The 16,871-nt window shown below is 64.6% G+C and carries 13 protein-coding genes; 8 read left to right on the forward strand and 5 right to left on the reverse strand.

Going from position 1 to position 16,871, the window contains the following annotated elements:
- The first annotated feature begins 15 nt into the window (after positions 1 to 15).
- On the forward strand, positions 16 to 1,308 hold the full coding sequence (locus ACEN9O_RS17255) for a sugar MFS transporter (protein ID WP_495613085.1): 1,293 nt from the start codon (positions 16 to 18) through the stop codon (positions 1,306 to 1,308).
- A 61-nt stretch (positions 1,309 to 1,369) separates the two neighbouring features.
- Here ACEN9O_RS17255 and ACEN9O_RS17260 read toward each other — a convergent pair whose 3' ends face one another.
- Positions 1,370 to 1,639: a hypothetical protein gene (locus tag ACEN9O_RS17260; protein WP_495613086.1), complete on the reverse strand. Its 270-nt coding sequence runs from the start codon at positions 1,637 to 1,639 to the stop codon at positions 1,370 to 1,372.
- 34 nt (positions 1,640 to 1,673) lie between these two features.
- Positions 1,674 to 1,949, reverse strand: coding sequence for a hypothetical protein (locus tag ACEN9O_RS17265; RefSeq protein ID WP_495613087.1), 276 nt, complete (start codon positions 1,947 to 1,949; stop codon positions 1,674 to 1,676).
- Positions 1,950 to 2,144: 195 nt separating this feature from the next.
- Between ACEN9O_RS17265 and ACEN9O_RS17270 the strand changes: the two genes are divergently transcribed.
- Entirely contained in the window at positions 2,145 to 3,716 is a 1,572-nt protein-coding gene (locus ACEN9O_RS17270; protein ID WP_495613088.1) for an oleate hydratase, read from the forward strand.
- 38 nt (positions 3,717 to 3,754) lie between these two features.
- On the opposite strand, the gene ACEN9O_RS17275 is transcribed toward ACEN9O_RS17270, so the two are convergent.
- The 3 genes from ACEN9O_RS17275 to ACEN9O_RS17285 form a co-directional block, all read right to left on the reverse strand.
- A complete protein-coding gene (locus ACEN9O_RS17275; protein ID WP_495613089.1) occupies positions 3,755 to 4,219 on the reverse strand; it encodes a hypothetical protein in 465 nt (154 codons plus the stop codon).
- Positions 4,220 to 4,477: 258 nt separating this feature from the next.
- Positions 4,478 to 4,945: a cyanophycin metabolism-associated DUF1854 family protein gene (locus ACEN9O_RS17280; protein WP_495613090.1), complete on the reverse strand. Its 468-nt coding sequence runs from the start codon at positions 4,943 to 4,945 to the stop codon at positions 4,478 to 4,480.
- 12 nt (positions 4,946 to 4,957) lie between these two features.
- Complete coding sequence (locus ACEN9O_RS17285) at positions 4,958 to 7,231, reverse strand: cyanophycin metabolism-associated ABC transporter (protein ID WP_495613091.1); 2,274 nt, start codon at positions 7,229 to 7,231, stop codon at positions 4,958 to 4,960.
- A gap of 262 nt (positions 7,232 to 7,493) precedes the next feature.
- Between ACEN9O_RS17285 and ACEN9O_RS17290 the strand changes: the two genes are divergently transcribed.
- The 6 genes from ACEN9O_RS17290 to ACEN9O_RS17315 all read left to right on the forward strand — a co-directional run bounded on the left by ACEN9O_RS17290 (position 7,494) and on the right by ACEN9O_RS17315 (position 16,779).
- Positions 7,494 to 9,671, forward strand: coding sequence for a cyanophycin synthetase (locus ACEN9O_RS17290; RefSeq protein ID WP_495613092.1), 2,178 nt, complete (start codon positions 7,494 to 7,496; stop codon positions 9,669 to 9,671).
- A gap of 26 nt (positions 9,672 to 9,697) precedes the next feature.
- Positions 9,698 to 12,268: a cyanophycin synthetase gene (gene cphA, locus ACEN9O_RS17295; protein WP_495613093.1), complete on the forward strand. Its 2,571-nt coding sequence runs from the start codon at positions 9,698 to 9,700 to the stop codon at positions 12,266 to 12,268.
- Between the two features lie 213 nt (positions 12,269 to 12,481).
- Positions 12,482 to 13,945 carry a catalase gene (locus ACEN9O_RS17300; RefSeq protein WP_495613094.1) on the forward strand — a complete coding sequence of 488 codons (1,464 nt, stop codon included), beginning with the start codon at positions 12,482 to 12,484 and terminating at the stop codon, positions 13,943 to 13,945.
- Between the two features lie 118 nt (positions 13,946 to 14,063).
- The gene (locus tag ACEN9O_RS17305; RefSeq protein WP_495618499.1) at positions 14,064 to 15,134 is read left to right on the forward strand and encodes a patatin-like phospholipase family protein; all 1,071 of its coding nucleotides are present in this window, start codon (positions 14,064 to 14,066) and stop codon (positions 15,132 to 15,134) included.
- 54 nt (positions 15,135 to 15,188) lie between these two features.
- Positions 15,189 to 16,313 carry a M14 family metallopeptidase gene (locus tag ACEN9O_RS17310; protein ID WP_495613095.1) on the forward strand — a complete coding sequence of 375 codons (1,125 nt, stop codon included), beginning with the start codon at positions 15,189 to 15,191 and terminating at the stop codon, positions 16,311 to 16,313.
- A 1-nt stretch (position 16,314) separates the two neighbouring features.
- On the forward strand, positions 16,315 to 16,779 hold the full coding sequence (locus tag ACEN9O_RS17315; protein ID WP_495613096.1) for a CYTH domain-containing protein: 465 nt from the start codon (positions 16,315 to 16,317) through the stop codon (positions 16,777 to 16,779).
- The last annotated feature ends 92 nt before the right edge of the window (positions 16,780 to 16,871 follow it).

The raw sequence follows: 16,871 nt of genomic DNA on the forward strand, positions 1-16,871 counted from the left end.
GGAGATTCTCAAAGCATGGAACAATATTCCCCAGCCGTCGCTATGCAAGGCGGCCAGACGCAGACGGGCGGCAATACCGGTCCGCTGATCATCGTCACCATCCTGTTCTTCATGTGGGGTCTGCTGACCTCCCTGAACGACGTGCTGATCCCGCACCTGAAGGCAGTCTACACGCTGACTTATGTGCAGGCGATGCTGGTGCAGTTCTGCTTCTTCGGCGCCTACTTCATCGTCTCGCTGCCGGCCGGTATGCTGATCAAGAAAATCGGCTACCAGAACGGCGCCGTCGCCGGCCTGACCATCGCGGCCGCCGGTTGCGCCTTGTTCTATCCTGCGGCGACCAGCGGCTACACGCTGTTCCTGATCGCCTTCTTCGTGCTGGCGGGCGGCATCACCATCCTGCAGGTGGCGGCCAATCCCTACGTGACGGTACTGGGCGATCCGCAGACGGCGTCGAGCCGCCTGACGCTGACCCAGGCCTTCAATTCGCTGGGCACCACTGTGGCGCCCACGCTGGGCGGCATGTTGATCCTGGCCGGCGGCGTGATGAGCTCCGCCGACATGGCCAAGCTGACCACCGAACAGCTGGCGGCCTACCACGCGACCCAGGCGGCCAGCGTGCAGGGCCCGTACCTGGTGCTGGCGGCGGCCTTGCTGGCGCTGGCGGTGCTGTTCGCGCTGGCGCGCCTGCCGAAGATCGTCGACGCCGAACAGGCGGGCGCTGAAAGCGCCGGCTGGTCGGCAGTGCTGCAGCACCGCCACCTGGTGCTGGGCGCGGTGGCGATCTTCCTGTACGTGGGCGGCGAAGTCAGTATCGGCAGCTTCATGATCAACTTCATCGGCGATGCGAAAGTGGCGGGCCTGTCGGCTGCCGACGCGGCACCTTTCGTCAGCTACTACTGGGGCGGCGCGATGGTGGGCCGCTTCATCGGCTTCGCCGTGATGCGCTACGTCAGTCCAGGCAAGGCGCTGGCCTTCAACTCGGCGGCCGTGATCGCGCTGGTGCTGACGGCGATCTTCTCTGGCGGCCAACTGGCGATGTGGGCGATGCTGGCCGTGGGCCTGTTCAACTCCATCATGTTCCCGACCATCTTCTCGATGGCGCTGAACAAGCTCGGTCCACTGACCGGACAGGGCTCGGGTGTGCTGTGCATGGCCATCGTCGGCGGCGCGCTGGTGCCGTTCGCACAAGGCCTGCTGGCAGACACCATCAGCCTGCAGATGTCCTTCCTGGTGCCGGCGGCCTGCTACACCTTCATCCTGTACTTCGGCCTGAAATACGCCGGCATGTATTCGACGGAAAAGTAAAACTGCCGGCCGGTCCGCTCGGTGTAGCGGACCGTTCCCGCATTTGCCTGACGGCGTTGTGTCAGACGTTCCCGCCGCCCTGGATATTAAACAAGGTATCCTCGCCATCATTGCTCACGGTGACCCAGTAGATCACATCAAGAGCGTTTGGTACCCGGATTCTTTTTTCTTTGGTGAAGCTTGAAACTTCGAGGCTGCCGGGGCCTATGGGATTTGCCATAATCCACTGGGCGCCAAAATCTTCGCTGTTGCCCAATGTAAGCCAGACGCGAACGGGTTCGGAGCCTATGCTGAAGGGCCCGTCGGCTGGTTGTACGTTATTGAATGACATGAGAAGTCCTTTCCAAAATGCGTCAAACACGAACCTATTTTTGGGCCCGCGGTGAGTGTTCAAGAGAGTCGGCACCAGGCGGGAGTCGATGATCGAGTATTGCGCGCAGCCGCTGCTCGGAATCGAGAGCTTTCAGTTGTTCAGGAACTTCGACAACGGCGACTCGTTGACCGGGAAGCGCGCCTAAACCGCATGACGATCCGCCGGACGAAGAAGCGCCGGGATTAGCTGCGTCCGGCACGACTTCGGGAGCGGCATGTGCTGCGGCGACTACTTGTCCCTGCTCATTTACCACGACAATCATTTTCATATCGGTCTCCTTAAGAACTCCTAAGAGTCTAGGGCTGCGCGACCTGCTACATTTGATTTCGCACAAACCGCCCGCTGCGGACCAGCGAGCCCGGGATGGGGGATATATTTTTGGATTTTTGATCTGGCGCATGGATATCGCGCCTCAAGATCCGCACTATCGTGGCACTTACCTACACACACAAAGGACAGTGCCATGAGCAACACCATCAAAGCGTATCTGGTCGGCGGAGGCATCGGCTCGCTGGCCGCGGCCGCCTTCATGATCCGCGACGCCGGCGTCGATGCCCGCCACATCACCATCTTCGAAGCGCTGCCGCTGGCCGGCGGCAGCCTCGATGGCGGCGGCAACGCGGACACCGGCTACATGCTGCGCGGCGGCCGCATGCTCACCACCGACAACTACGAATGCACCTGGGACCTGTTCAAGTCCATCCCCTCGCTGGAGCACAAAGGCCAAAGCGTCTACGACGAGACCGTCGCCTTCAACGACATGCACAAATCGCACTCGCAGGCCCGCCTGGTCGACCGCAACCGCTTCCGCGTCGACGTGACGTCGATGGGCTTCAGCATGCAGGACCGCACCGAGCTGCTGGCGCTGGCCGAAGCCGACGAAGAAAAACTGGGCGACAGCGCCATCACCGACTGGCTGTCGCCCGAATTCTTCGACACCAAATTCTGGTACATGTGGGCCACCACCTTCGCCTTCCAGCCGTGGCACAGCGCGGTGGAGTTCAAGCGCTACCTGCATCGCTTCATGATGGAGTTCTCGCGCATCGAAACGCTGGCCGGCGTCAAGCGCACCGTCTACAACCAGTACGATTCGCTGGTGCGGCCTTTGCAGCACTGGTTGCAGCAGCAGGGCGTGCAGATCGTCCGCAACTGCATGGTCGACGATATCGAACTGCTGGAGGAGGGCGGCACGCTGACCGCGACGGCGTTGAAATGCACCCGCAACGGCGAGGCCATGACCATTGCCGTCGCCCCGCACGATCTGGTGTTCTTCCAGAACGGCTCGATGACCGACGCTTCAAGCTTCGGCAGCATGCACAGCGCGCCGCCCAAGCTGGACAAGCGCGACAGCCAGGGCTGGGCGCTGTGGGAAAAGCTGGCGGTGGACCGTCCGCAGTTCGGCAATCCGGCCGCCTTCAATACCAGCATCCCGGAATCGTGGTGGGAGTCGTTCACGGTCACACTGAAGGACCCGGCGTTCTTCGACAAGATGGAGCAGTTCAGCGGCAACGTGGCCGGCACCGGTGGGCTGGTGACGTTCAAGGATTCGAACTGGCTGATGTCGATCGTGCTGGCCCACCAGCCGCACTTCGCCGGTCAGCCGGAAGGCGTGCAGGTGTTCTGGGGCTACGCGCTGCACCCTGACCGCATCGGCAATTTCGTCGCCAAGCCGATGGCCGATTGCAGCGGCGAAGAGATCCTGCGCGAATTGTGCGGCCATCTGAATTTCGACATGGAGATCATGGCCAAGGCCAACTGCATCCCATGCCGCATGCCCTACATCACCAGCATGTTCATGCCGCGCTTTAACAGCGACCGCCCGTTGCCGGTACCGGCCAACTCGCGCAACCTGGCCTTCGTCAGCCAGTTCGTCGAGGTGCCGGAGGACGTGGTGTTCACCGTCGAATACTCGGTGCGCGCGGCGCAGATGGCGGTGTACCAGCTGCTCGACGTCAAACGCGAAGTGCCGCCGGTCAGCCATCACGACCAGTCGCTGAAGGTGAAACTGGACGCGCTCATGAAAGCTTTTAAATAGACGGTCCAGTTCGTCGACGCCGTGGCCGGCTGGTGGAATCAGGCTAGAACGCCCATCAGCTTCTGCATCGGGCTCAGTTCAATCAGCGAATCCGGCTCGTCGATTTCCATGACGACATCGTTATAGGCTACCGCCCGCAGGGGCTCCACCTCGATCGTATCGGAGAGGCGCGCCTCGTCCAGCATCTGCTGGAGCGTTGGCGCGTCCAGCACGTTGAGTTTTGCCAGTAGCGCGCCGTACTTGCGGGTATCTGCATCGTTGGCGGCGATTTTGTCGGCCGGCCGTATCGCCAGGTTAAGACAGCTGAACACCGCGAACACGCCCAGCAGCCACGCCGATGGAATCAACATCTGGGCGGCCAGTGCGGCGACCGCGCTGCTGCCAGCAAGCAGGCTGATGAAGGTGAGCGTGGTCTGTATCCTGCGATAAAAGCGAGATGTACGTTGGCACAGTCGCTGGGCGTAGCGCAAATTGAACTGCAATTCTTCCTTGATCTCATCCATGACTGTTCCTTTTCTTCAAAGGTCCGTGCGCCGGCGGCTTGGCAGGGGCCGGCTTGCGGCGCTTGCGTTTGCGCTTGGGCGCCGGAAGTAGCGGAAAGTGGGATTTTGGTTCGGGCAGTTTCATTGTATGCCTTGCGGCGCCACGATGGCGGGCGCACGGCATCAATCATGCGGTGCTTTTGAAGGCACACGCTGCGGTATGTCAAAGTGTAGAGGCGGCTGGCAGGCTGCTGGCGCTGCCCGCCGCAAAAGGCGCGCTTACAGGAAACGGTCGAGGATTTTCTTGCTGTGCTTGTCCAGCTCGCGCACGTCGCGGATCAGGTAGTGGATGCCGTGGATGTCGGAGATCAAGAGCGTGTCCACGGTCAGGCGGCGGATGTCTTCTTCACCGCGCAGCACGAACTCGGTGTCGCCGCGGTCGGTCGCCACCGACCAGGTGCACGGCGTGGCGTAGCTGGTCACGCCGCTGATGCGCGCGATCTCCGGCATGAACTCGCGTCCCTCCAGCTCCTCGCGCACCAGCTGGCCCACGGCCGCCGGCAAGTCCTCGATGCGGTCGATCCAGCCCACTTCCTTGCCGTCGGTGCTCACCAGCGCGATGCCGTCGTCCGGCGCCTGCACCGGGAAGGCGCGCACCGGCGCCACGCTCTCGTGCACTTCGCCCTCGGCCGTGGTCAGCACCAGGCGGCCAAAGGGATTGCGTGTCAATTCAAAATTCGTCGTCATGTTCTGGTTCTCTTATTCTTTGCTGCCGCTGTCGTCGAGATCCGTGTCGACGTTGCGGGCCTGCGCCTGATACAGGCGGAAGTAGGCGCCTTCGCGCGCCATCAGGTCGTCGTGCGCGCCTTCCTCCACCACCACGCCGCGGTCCAGCACCACCAGGCGGTCCGCCTTCTGCAGCGTGGACAGGCGGTGCGCAATCGCGATCGTGGTGCGGCCCTGCACCAGGTTCTCCAGCGCGCGCTGGATTTCTTTCTCGGTCTCGGAGTCGACCGAGGACGTGGCCTCGTCGAGGATCAGGATCTTCGGATCGATCAGCAGCGCGCGCGCGATCGAGATGCGCTGGCGCTCGCCGCCGGACAAGCCCTGTCCGCGCTCGCCGACCATCGAATCGTAACCCTGCGGCAGGCGCAAAATGAATTCGTGCGCATGCGCGGCGCGGGCGGCGGCGATGATCTCGGCGCGCGTCGCCTCCGGCTTGCCGTAGGCCAGATTCTCGGCGATGGTGCCGAAGAACAGGAACGGCTCCTGCAGCACCAGGCCGATGTTGCGGCGGTAGTCCGACACCGCGAACGAGCGGATGTCTACGCCGTCGAGCATGATCGCGCCTTCCGAGACATCGTAGAAGCGGCAGATCAGGTTGACCAGCGTCGATTTGCCGGAGCCCGAGTGGCCCACCAGGCCGATCATCTCGCCGGCCTTGATGTCGAGCGAAATGCCGCGGTTGACGGCGCGGTTCCCGTAGCGGAAGCCCACTTCGCGCAAGGTGATGTTGCCATCGACCTTGGCCAGCTTGACTGGATTGGCAGGTTCCGGCACCGACGACACGTGGTCGAGAATATCGAAGATACGCTTGGCAGCCGACGCCGATTTTTGCGTCACCGAGACGATGCGGCTCATCGAATCCAGGCGGCCGTAGAAGCGGCTGGAGTAGGCGATGAAGGCCGACAGCACACCGACCGTGATATGGCCCTTGGACACCTGGTAGATGCCGAACACCCAGATCACCAGCAGGCCCAGCTCCGTCAGGAAGGACACGGTCGGCGAGAACAGCGACCAGATTTTATTGAGCTTGTCGTTGACCGCCAGATTGTGCTTGTTGGCGGTGCGGAAGCGCGACGCTTCGCGCGACTCCTGCGCGAACGCCTTCACCACGCGGATGCCGGGGATGGTATCGGCCAGCACGTTGGTCACCTCGCCCCACACGCGGTCGATCTTTTCGAAGCCGGTGCGCAGGCGGTCGCGCACCACGTGGATCAGCCACGCGATGAACGGCAGCGGCAGCAGCGTGAAGATCGCCAGCCACGGATCGATCGAGAACAGGATCACGCCGGTCATGATGATCATCAGGCAGTCCGACGCGAAGTCCAGCAGGTGCAGCGACAGGAACACGCAGATACGATCGCTCTCGCTGCCGATGCGCGACATCAAATCGCCGGTGCGCTTGCCGCCGAAGTATTCCAGCGACAGCCGCAGCAGGTGGTCGTAGGTCTCGGTGCGCAGGTCGGCGCCGATGCGCTCCGACACCAGCGCCAGCACATAGGTCTTGCCCCAGCCCAGTATCCACGCCAGCACCGCCGACCCCACCAGGCCGGACATGTACAGCGCCACCAGCGAGGTGTCGACCGGCGCCCCGTTCTGGTAGGGGATCAGCACCTTGTCCATCAGCGGGATGGTCAGGTAGGGCGGTATCATGTGCGCGCCGGTCGACAGCAGCATCAGCGCAAAGCCGAAGCCCAGCGGCAGCCGGTACGGCTTGGCGAAGCGCCACAGGCGGAACAGCGTCCACGTCGACGGCGGCGTGTAGACCACCTTGGTGCAGATCGGGCACTCTTCCTGTTCCGGCTCGAGCGGCGCCTTGCAGCTCGGGCAGACGTTTTTTTCCTCGCGCACCACCGGCACGCCCAGCGCATGGCTGTCGCGGTGCGCGCCGAACTGCTCGACCAGGCGGATCGCATGCAGGTTCTGGCCCAGCGTGAAGCGCCACGCGCCCAGGCGGCCGCTGCCGTTGACCAGCTCCAGGTGGCCGACGCCCGCGTGGTCGTGGTGCTTCAGCAGCATATCCTTGGCGAAAGGCCAACGTTGCCAGTCGCTGCGGCCCGGCGCGCGCGCCAGCACGCCGCGCTCGGTGACGACAATTACTCCCTTGGAGAAACGAAGTTGTTCGTCCAGGTCAACCTCCAGGGCACTTACAACGTTTTCCCCTTGGGAAAGTTGTGCCTGTATCTCGGAACGCCAGCGTTCAGGAAGCTCGCTCTGGCTGGAGTTGGAGGAAAGTTGTTCTGTTGTCATCGTGCAGCGTACTCCAGTGGCGAAAAAGGTGGAACAAAGGCGGTACTAGTGGATGTTGCGACTGATATAAGTGCTTTATTTACGGTATTCTGTCATGGGTGACATCCTTGATAGAAATCAAGAAGCACCAGTGTTTTGTTGGCGGCAAGTATAACGCACGCGCTGGGTCGGCCAAATGCAATTTGGCCGCCAGCGGTGGTACAGAGGTTAAAATACGGCGCGGGCTGGCCACGGCTGATAACAAAGATACAAGAATAGAAACATGACCAAGAAGAAAGACATAGAAGTTCTCCGCGTAACCCATTTGCGCGGCCCCAACATCTGGACCTATCGCCCGGTGATCGAGGCTTGGCTGGATATTGGCGAACTGGAGAATTTCCCATCGAATTTATTGCCTGGCTTGTATGAGCGCCTGACCGCGATCCTGCCGGGGCTGATCGTCCACCGCTGCGGCGTGGGCGAGCACGGCGGCTTCCTGGAGCGCCTGCGCGACGGCACTTATGCCGGCCACATCCTGGAACACGTGGTGCTCGAACTGCAAAACCTGGCCGGCATGAAGACCGGCTTCGGCAAGACGCGCCAGATCGGCGACGGCACCGGCCTGTACAAGATGGCCTTCCGCACCCGCCAGGAGCAGGTGGGACGCGCCGCGCTGGCCGCCGGCCGCGACCTGCTGATGGCGATGATCGAAGACCAGCCCTACGACCTGGCCGCCACCGTCATCGACCTGACCGACCTGGTCGAGTCGGTGTGCCTGGGACCGAGCACCGCCAACATCGTCGACGCCGCCACCGTGCGCAAGATCCCGTCGATCCGCCTGACCGACGGCAACCTGGTGCAGCTGGGCCACGGCGCCCGCCAGCGCCGCATCTGGACCGCCGAGACCGAGCAAACCAGCGCCATCGCCGAAGGCATCGCCAGCGACAAGGATTTGACCAAGTCGCTGCTGAGCTCCTGCGGCGTGCCCGTGCCTGAAGGCGAGCTGGTCACCAGCGCCGAAGCGGCGTGGGAAGCGGCGCAGGACATCGGCGTGCCGGTGGTGGTCAAGCCGTATGACGGCAACCACGGCCGCGGCGTGTCGCTCAACCTGATGACCGAAGCCGACGTCAAGGCCGCCTACGCGCTGGCCGCGCGCAAGGGCGACAGCACCAGCGTGATCGTCGAGCGCTTCATTGCCGGCAACGAACACCGCCTGCTGGTGGTGGGCAAGCGCCTGATCGCCGCCGCCGCCGGCGAGTCGCTGTGGGTCACCGGCGACGGCAAATCCAACATCGTCGAACTGGTCGACGACCAGATCAACACCGATCCACGCCGCGGCACCACCGAGGATGCGCCGCTGAACGCGCTGGCGCCGGAGCACGGCGCCGAGATCATCCTGGAGCTGGAGCGCCAGGGCATGACCGCCTATTCCGTGCCGCAGGACGGCCAGAAAGTGCTGATCCAGCCGAACGGCAACGTCGCCTTCGACGTCACCGACCAGGTGCACCCGCAGGTGGCCGCGATGGCCACGCTGGCCGCGCGCGTGGTCGGCCTGGACATCGCCGGCATCGACGTGGTGGCGGCCGACATTTCGCGTCCGCTGGAAGAGCAGGGCGGCGCCATCATCGAAGTCAACGCCAGCCCGGGCCTGCTGGCCCACCTCAAGCCTGCCAGCGGCGAGCCGCGCAACGTCGGCGAAGCCATCGTCGACCACCTGTTCGCGCCGGACGAGGGCGGCCGCATGCCCATCGTCGGCATCACCGGCAAGCACGGCGCCACCATGGCCTCGAGACTGATCGCCTGGCTGCTGCAAATCAGCGGCAAGAAGGTCGGCCTGACCTGCGCCGATGGCCTGTTCGTCAACGGCCGCCTGCTGCCGCGCGACGGCTTCAGCGACTGGGAAAGCGGCGAGCGCCTGCTGCTCAACAAGAACGTCGAAGCCGGCGTGTTCGAAGCCAGCGCCCGCATGATCCTGACCGAAGGCCTGGCCTACGACAAGTGCGCGGTCGGCGTGGTCACCGACGTCAGCGATTTCGAGGACGTCAGCGAGTTCTACATCGACAGCCACGACAAGCTGTACGGCGTGCTGCGCACCCAGGTCGACGTCATCCTGCCGAGCGGCGTGGCGGTGCTCAACGCCGCCGACGCGCAAGTGGTCGACATGGCCGACCTGTGCGACGGCGAAGTGATTTTCTACGGCGTCGACGAGCACCTGGCCGCCGTCGCCCAACACCGCCAGGATGGCAAGCGCGTGGTGTTCCAGCGCCAGGACCAGCAAGTGAGTCGCATCGTGCTGGCGCAGGGCTACGAGGACGTCGCCAGCCTGCCGCTGTCGCCGCTGGTGCCGCCGGAAGCCGTGCTGGCCGCGATCGCCGCCGGCTGGGCGCTGGGCCTGACGCCCGAGCTGATCGGCGCCGGCCTGCGCACCTTCGAGACCAACCCGAAGCGAACTCATCACTGATACATCACGAAAGAACAAGCAGAGTTATGGAAGTCATCCGCACCCGTGCCCTTCGCGGCCCGAATCTTTGGAGCCACCACACGGCGGTGGAAGTGATCGTATCGTGCCCGCCCGAGGAGCAGTCGATCGCCAACCTGCCCGGCTTCGAGCAGCGCCTGCACGCGCGCTTCCCCGCCATCGGCGCCCTGCACACCACCGGCCACACCGACGCCGTGCCGCTGGCGCGCGTGCTGGAAGTGGCGGCACTGAGCCTGCAGGCGCAGGCCGGCTGCCCGGTCACCTTCAGCCGCACCACGGCCACGCTGGAAGAGGGCATCTACCAGACCGTGGTCGAGTACAGCGAGGAAGCGGTCGGCCGCCTGGCGATGACCCTGGCGCACAACCTGATCAACGCTGCCCTGGCCGACACCCCGTTCGACCTGACCGGCGCCCTGAACGAACTGCGCGACCTGGATGAAGACGTGCGCCTGGGCCCAAGCACCGGCGCCATCGTCAGCGCCGCCGTCGCGCGCGACATTCCGATCCGCCGCCTGACCGAAGGCAGCATGGTGATGTTCGGCTGGGGCTCGCGCCAGCGCCGCATCCAGGCCGCAGAAATGGACAGCACCAGCGCCATCGGCGAATCCATCGCGCAGGACAAGGAACTGACCAAGAAGCTGCTGCACGCGGCCGGCGTGCCGGTGCCTATCGGCCGCTCGGTCGAAGACGTCGAAGACGCCTGGGCGGCGGCGCAGGAAATCGGCCTGCCGGTGGTGGTCAAGCCCAAGGACGGCAACCAGGGCAAGGGCGTCACGGTCAATGTGATGTCGAAGGAGCACCTGGCAAAAGCCTTCCACACGGCGCGCGAATTCCGCGACGACATCATGGTCGAGCGCTACCTGCCGGGTCACGATTATCGTTTGCTCGTCATCGGCAACAAGCTGGTGGCGGCCGCCCGCCGCGATCCGCCGCAGGTGGTGGGCGACGGCGTGCACACCGTGCGTGAACTGGTCAGCATCGTCAACGCCGACCCGCGCCGCGGCAGCGGCCATTCGACCTCGCTGACCAAGATCCGCTTCGACGACATCGCGCTGGCGCGGCTGGCGCTGCAGGACCTGGAAGCCGATTCGATCCCGGCCAAGGGCCAGCGCGTCATCCTGCGCAACAACGCCAACCTGTCGACCGGCGGCACCGCCACCGACGTCACCGACGACGTGCACCCTGAAGTGGCGGCGCGCGCGGTGGAAGCGGCGCAGATGATCGGTCTCGATATCTGCGGCGTCGACGTGGTCTGCGACGGCGTGCTGCAACCAATCGAGAACCAGCGCGGCGGCGTGGTGGAAGTGAACGCCGCCCCCGGCCTGCGCATGCACATCGCGCCGTCGTTTGGCAAGGGCCGCGCGGTCGGCGAAGCCATCGTCAACACCATGTTCGCGCCGGGCGAGAACGGCCGCATCCCCGTGGTTGCCGTCACCGGCACCAACGGCAAGACCACCACCGTGCGCCTGATCGCCCACCTGCTGACCGCCAGCGGCCTGCGCACCGGCATGACCAACACCGACGGCGTCTACATCGAAGGCCGCCAGACCGACAGCGGCGACTGCAGCGGCCCGCGCAGCGCGCGCAACGTGCTGCTGCATCCCGACGTCGACGCCGCCGTGTTCGAGACCGCGCGTGGCGGCGTGCTGCGCGAAGGCCTGGCCTTCGACCGCTGCCAGGTGGCCGTGGTCACCAACATCGGCAGCGGCGACCACCTCGGCCTGAACTACATCACCACGGTGGAAGACCTGGCCGTGCTCAAGCGCGTGATCGTGCAGAACGTCTCCGAGAGCGGCTTCGCGGTGCTTAATGCCATCGATCCTATCGTTGCCGGCATGGCGGCTAACTGCCGCGGCAAGGTGATCTTCTTCGGCGCCGAGCGCGGCCACCCGGTGATCGCCACGCACCTGGCGCAGGGCTGCCGCACCGTGTACGTGGCAGACGGCTATATCGTCGCCGCCGAGGGCAAGAACGCGCAGCGCATTCCGCTGTCGGAAGTGCCGATCACCCGCAACGGCGCCATCGGCTTCCAGGTGGAGAACGTGATGGCGTCGGTCGCCGCCGCGTGGGGCGTGGGCATCAGCTGGGACGCGATCCGCCTCGGCCTTAAGACCTTCGCCAACGATTCCGACAACGCGCCGGGCCGCTTCAACGTGTTCGACTACAAGGGCGCGACGCTGATCGCCGACTACGGCCACAACCCGGACGCCATCCTGGCGTTGGTGCAGGCGGTGGAGACGATGCCGGCCAAGCGCCGCTCGGTGGTCATCAGCGGCGCCGGCGACCGCCGCGACCAGGACATCACGCAGCAGACGCAGATCCTCGGCCGCGCCTTCGACGACGTGATCCTGTACGAGGACGCCTGCCAGCGCGGCCGCGTGGACGGCGAAGTGGTGGGCCTGCTGCGCTCCGGCCTGAACGGCGCGCCGCGCACCACGCACATCCAGGAGATCTACGGCGAGTTCCTCGCCATCGACACCGCCCTGGGCCGCCTGCAAGCGGGCGACCTGTGCCTGATCCTGGTCGACCAGGTCGAGGAAGCGCTGGCCCACATCGCCAAGCGCATCAGCGAAGCCTGAACCTACCCCGCACGGCCAAGCGGGGGTCAGACCCCTCGGGGTCTGACCCCTAAGTGGTGCGGCCAGCGTATCGCTTACGGCACGCGGGGTAAAATTGCGCGGCAATCCTGGTTGATAGCTGGTAACTATCAATTAAATATAATTAATTAACTTTATATTTATTGATGTGCTCCTTAAAATGATTTCACTATCAATTAACCAGGAGCCATAGCAATGAGCCAGCCACCGATCACCACCGCCTCCGGCATCCCGGTCGCCGACAACCAGAACTCCGCCAGCGCCGGCCCGCGCGGCCCGCTGCTGCTGCAAGACTTCCACCTGATCGAGAAACTCCAGCACTTCAACCGCGAGCGCATTCCGGAGCGCGTGGTCCACGCCAAGGGCTCGGGCGCCTACGGCACCTTCACCGTCACCCACGACATCACCCAATACACCAAGGCCAGGCTGTTCTCCGAGGTCGGCAAGAAGACCGACACCTTCGTGCGCTTCTCCACCGTCGGCGGCGAGAAGGGCAGCGCCGACACCGAACGCGATCCGCGCGGCTTCGCCATGCGCTTCTACACCGAGGAAGGCAACTGGGACCTGGTCGGCAACAACACGCCGATGTTCTTCATCAAGGACGGCATCAAGTTCCCGGACTTCATCCACACCCAGAAGCGCGATCCGCAGACCAACCTGAAATCGCCAACCATGATGTTCGACTTCTGGAGCAAGACGCCGGAAAGCCTGCACCAGGTGACGATGCTGTTCTCCGACCGCGGCACGCCCGATGGCTACCGCCACATGGACGGTTTCGGCAGCCACACCTTCAGCATGATCAACGCCGCCGGTGAACGCGTCTACGTAAAATGGCACCTGAAGACCAGGCAGGGCATCAAGAACCTGCCCGCCGCCGAGGCCACGCGCATCGCCGGCACCGATCCGGACTACGCGCAGCGCGACCTGTTCGGCGCCATCGCCGCCGGCGACTTCCCGCAGTGGGACGTCAAGCTGCAGGTGGCCACCGAGGCCGAGCTGGCTGCCTGGGAAGCGCGCACCGGCTGGAATCCCTTCGACCTGACCAAGGTCTGGCCGCACAAGGACTTTCCGCTGATCCCGGTGGGCGTGTTTGAACTGAACCGCAACCCGCTGAACTACCACGCGGAAGTGGAGCAGGCCGCGCTGTCGCCGGCCAACGTGGTGCCGGGCCTGGGCTACTCGCCGGACAAGATGCTGCAGGCGCGCCTGTTCGCCTACCACGACGCCCAGCTGTACCGCGTCGGCACCAACCACCAGCACCTGCCGGTGAACGCGCCGCGCTGCCCCTTCCACAACCAGCAGCGCGATGGCGCGATGGCCATCGCCAACGGCGGCGCGGCGCAGAACTACGCGGCCACCGAAGCGAACGGCAGCCATCCGCAAGGCCTGGGCCACGGCGAACCTGCGCTGGCGCTGCAAGGCGGCGCGGCCCGCTACGACGGCCGCGGCAAGGAAGACGATTACACCCAGGCCGGTAATCTGTTCCGCCTGATGCCGGCGCAGGAGCAGCAGAACCTGTTCGACAACATCGCCGGTCCGTTGAGCCAGGTGAGCGCCGAGATCATCGCCCGCCAGCTGGCCCACTTCGACCAGGCCGATCCGGCCTACGGCGCCGGCGTGCGCGCCGCGCTGACGGCGAAAGGCGTGACGGTGGCATAAAGGAAGGCTGCGGGCGGCGCTGAATTGCACTACAATCGGATGGTGCAGTGCAGCGCAGCCCGTCACCTTCCGGAGGTCACACTTGAATCGCAAACCCGCCCAACTGTCGTCGCCGTCGATGCCGGGACAAGTCGTGCTGGCGCTGCAGGGCGGCGGCGCGTTGGGCGCCTACCAGGTGGGCGTCTACCAGGCCATGCACGAAGCCGGCGTCGAGCCGGACTGGGTGATCGGCACCTCCATCGGCGCCATCAACGGCGCCATCATCGCCGGCAACGAGCCGCGCTACCGCATGGACCGGCTGCGCCAGTTCTGGCACCGCATGGAGCAGAACGCGCTGGGTTTTTCCGTCATGCCGCGCGTGCTGGCCAACGCCGTGACGATGGGGCAGGGCATACCGGCCTTCTTCGAACCCAATCTCTCCTCGTGGTGGAATCCCGACGCCAAAGTCGGCGTCGAACAGGCGTCCTACTATCAAACGGCGCCGCTGCGCACCACGCTCGATACGCTGGTCGATTTCGACCTGCTCAATAACAGCGATACCCGCTTCACGGTCGGCGCGGTCAACGCGCGCTCCGGCGGCATGCGCTATTTCGACAGCCGCAAGGAGACGCTGAGCGCCTCGCACGTGATGGCGTCCGGCGCGCTGCCGCCGGCCTTTCCGGCCGTGCGCATCGACGGCCAGCCCTACTGGGACGGCGGCATCTATTCCAACACGCCGATCGAGGCGGTGCTCGACGACGAGCCGCGCCGCAGCTCGGTGATCTTCTCGGTGCAGGTGTGGAACCCGGACGGCAGCGAGCCGCAAAGCATGCTGCAGGTGCTGGACAAGTACAAGGAGATCCAGTACGCCAGCCGCGCCAGCAACATCGAGCAGCAGCGCAAGCTGCACCGGCTGCGCCACGTGATCCGCCAGCTAACGCTGCACCTGTCGGACGAGGCGGCGATGTCGCCCGAGGTGCGCGAGCTGGCGGCGTGGGGCTGCGGCACCACCATGCATGTGGTGTCGCTGAAAGCACCGCGCGTCGGCAACGAGGACCACACCAAGGACATCGACTTCAGCGCCGCCGGCATCCGCGCCCGCTGGCAGGCCGGCTACGAGGACACCCAGCGCATGATCGCGCTGCGGCCGTGGGACCGCGATATCGACCCGATCGAAGGCATAGCGATCCACGAGCTGCCGCCGCCGTAATGGGCGGCCGCTGGTAAAATAGCGTCATCGGTATTCACTTAATATTGGATCAACATGACCATCAAAATCAGCCAAAACTTCGACTCCGGCGCCATCGAGGTGCTGCGCGCGGATAGCGCGGCGGAGATCGAACTGAATCTGCGCAAGGACTCGCACGCCGACATCCACCAGTGGTTCCACTTCCGCCTGCAGGGCGCGCGCGGCCAGCAGGTGCGCATGCGCTTCCTGAACGCCGGCCAGGCTACCTACGCGAAAGGCTACGAGGACTACCAGGCCGTCGCCAGCTACGACACCGAAAACTGGTTCCGCGTGCCGACCGCCTTCGACGGCGAGGTCATGACCATCAAGCACACGCCGGAAACCGACAGCGTCTACTACGCCTACTTCGAGCCGTATTCGTTCGAGCGCCACCTGCGCCTGCTGGGCGAAGTGGCCGAGCATCCGCTGGCCCGCGTGCTCGACCTGGGCAACACCATCGACGGCCGCGACATGAACCTGGTCGTCATCGGCAAGCCGGAAGCGGAAAAGAAAATCTGGTTCATCGCGCGCCAGCATCCGGGCGAATCGATGGCCGAGTGGTTCATCGAAGGCCTGATCGATTCGCTGCTGGACGACGCCAATGCCATCGCCCGCAAGCTGCTGCAGCGCTGCGTGTTCTACATCGTGCCGAACATGAATCCGGACGGCTCGGTGCGCGGCAACCTGCGCACCAACGCCTCGGGCGCCAACCTCAATCGCGAGTGGATGACGCCATCGGTCGAGCGCAGCCCGGAAGTGCTGTACGTGAAGCAGAAGATGCACGAAACCGGCATCGATATGTTCTTCGACATCCATGGCGACGAGGCGCTGCCGTACAACTTCGTGGCCGGTAACGAGATGCTGGAGAACTTCAGCGAGGAGCGCCGCGTCAAGCAGCAGGACTTCATCGACCGCTACAAGAACGCCACGCCGGACTTCCAGGACAAGGTGGGCTACGCCGCCAGCAAGTACAAGGAAGACATGCTGACCCTGGCGTCCAAGTACGTGGGCCACCATTTCGGCTGCTTGGCGCTGACGCTGGAGATGCCGTTCAAGGACAACGCCGACCTGCCGGACCCGCACGTGGGCTGGAACGGCGCCCGCAGCGCGGCGCTGGGCGCGTCCATCCTGCAGCCTATCCTGCTGTCGCTGGACGCCTGAGATGGGCGTAGAAATCGAGCGCAAGTTCCTGTTGCGCGGCGATGCGTGGAAGAGCCTTGGCGAGCCGGTGTTTTTTCGCCAGGGCTATCTGTCGTCGCACAAGGACCGCGTGGTGCGGGTGCGCATCGAGGGCGAGCGGGCGGTGATGACGATCAAGGGCCGCAACGTCGGCGCCACGCGCGGCGAGTGGGAGTATCCGATTCCAATGGCCGACGCGGCCGAGCTGCTGGATGGCTTGTGCGAGCAGCCACTGATCGAGAAATACCGCCGCCGTATCGACTACGCCGGCAACGTCTGGGAAGTCGATGAGTTCCTCGGCGCGAACGCCGGGCTGGTCGTGGCCGAGATCGAATTGAGCTCGGAGGACCAGGCGTTCGACAAGCCGGACTGGGTCGGCGAGGAAGTCACCGACGACCTGCGCTACCTGAACTCCAGCCTGATCAAGCACCCTTATTCAGCCTGGTAAGGCCAAGCCGTCGTTCCCGCGCAGGCGGGAACCCATACGACATGTCCGCAGATGCGCGGCATGGATACCCGCTTTCGCGGGTATGACGTGCC

The sequence above is a fragment of the Duganella sp. Dugasp78 genome, assembly GCF_059491455.1.

Coding starts and splice junctions, on each gene's coding strand:
- ACEN9O_RS17255 (WP_495613085.1), top strand. CDS start 16: ATGGAACAATATTCCCCAGCCGTCGCTATGCAAGGCGGCCAGACGCAG.
- ACEN9O_RS17260 (WP_495613086.1), bottom strand. CDS start 1,639: ATGTCATTCAATAACGTACAACCAGCCGACGGGCCCTTCAGCATAGGC.
- ACEN9O_RS17265 (WP_495613087.1), bottom strand. CDS start 1,949: ATGAAAATGATTGTCGTGGTAAATGAGCAGGGACAAGTAGTCGCCGCA.
- ACEN9O_RS17270 (WP_495613088.1), top strand. CDS start 2,145: ATGAGCAACACCATCAAAGCGTATCTGGTCGGCGGAGGCATCGGCTCG.
- ACEN9O_RS17275 (WP_495613089.1), bottom strand. CDS start 4,219: ATGGATGAGATCAAGGAAGAATTGCAGTTCAATTTGCGCTACGCCCAG.
- ACEN9O_RS17280 (WP_495613090.1), bottom strand. CDS start 4,945: ATGACGACGAATTTTGAATTGACACGCAATCCCTTTGGCCGCCTGGTG.
- ACEN9O_RS17285 (WP_495613091.1), bottom strand. CDS start 7,231: ATGACAACAGAACAACTTTCCTCCAACTCCAGCCAGAGCGAGCTTCCT.
- ACEN9O_RS17290 (WP_495613092.1), top strand. CDS start 7,494: ATGACCAAGAAGAAAGACATAGAAGTTCTCCGCGTAACCCATTTGCGC.
- cphA (WP_495613093.1), top strand. CDS start 9,698: ATGGAAGTCATCCGCACCCGTGCCCTTCGCGGCCCGAATCTTTGGAGC.
- ACEN9O_RS17300 (WP_495613094.1), top strand. CDS start 12,482: ATGAGCCAGCCACCGATCACCACCGCCTCCGGCATCCCGGTCGCCGAC.
- ACEN9O_RS17305 (WP_495618499.1), top strand. CDS start 14,064: ATGCCGGGACAAGTCGTGCTGGCGCTGCAGGGCGGCGGCGCGTTGGGC.
- ACEN9O_RS17310 (WP_495613095.1), top strand. CDS start 15,189: ATGACCATCAAAATCAGCCAAAACTTCGACTCCGGCGCCATCGAGGTG.
- ACEN9O_RS17315 (WP_495613096.1), top strand. CDS start 16,315: ATGGGCGTAGAAATCGAGCGCAAGTTCCTGTTGCGCGGCGATGCGTGG.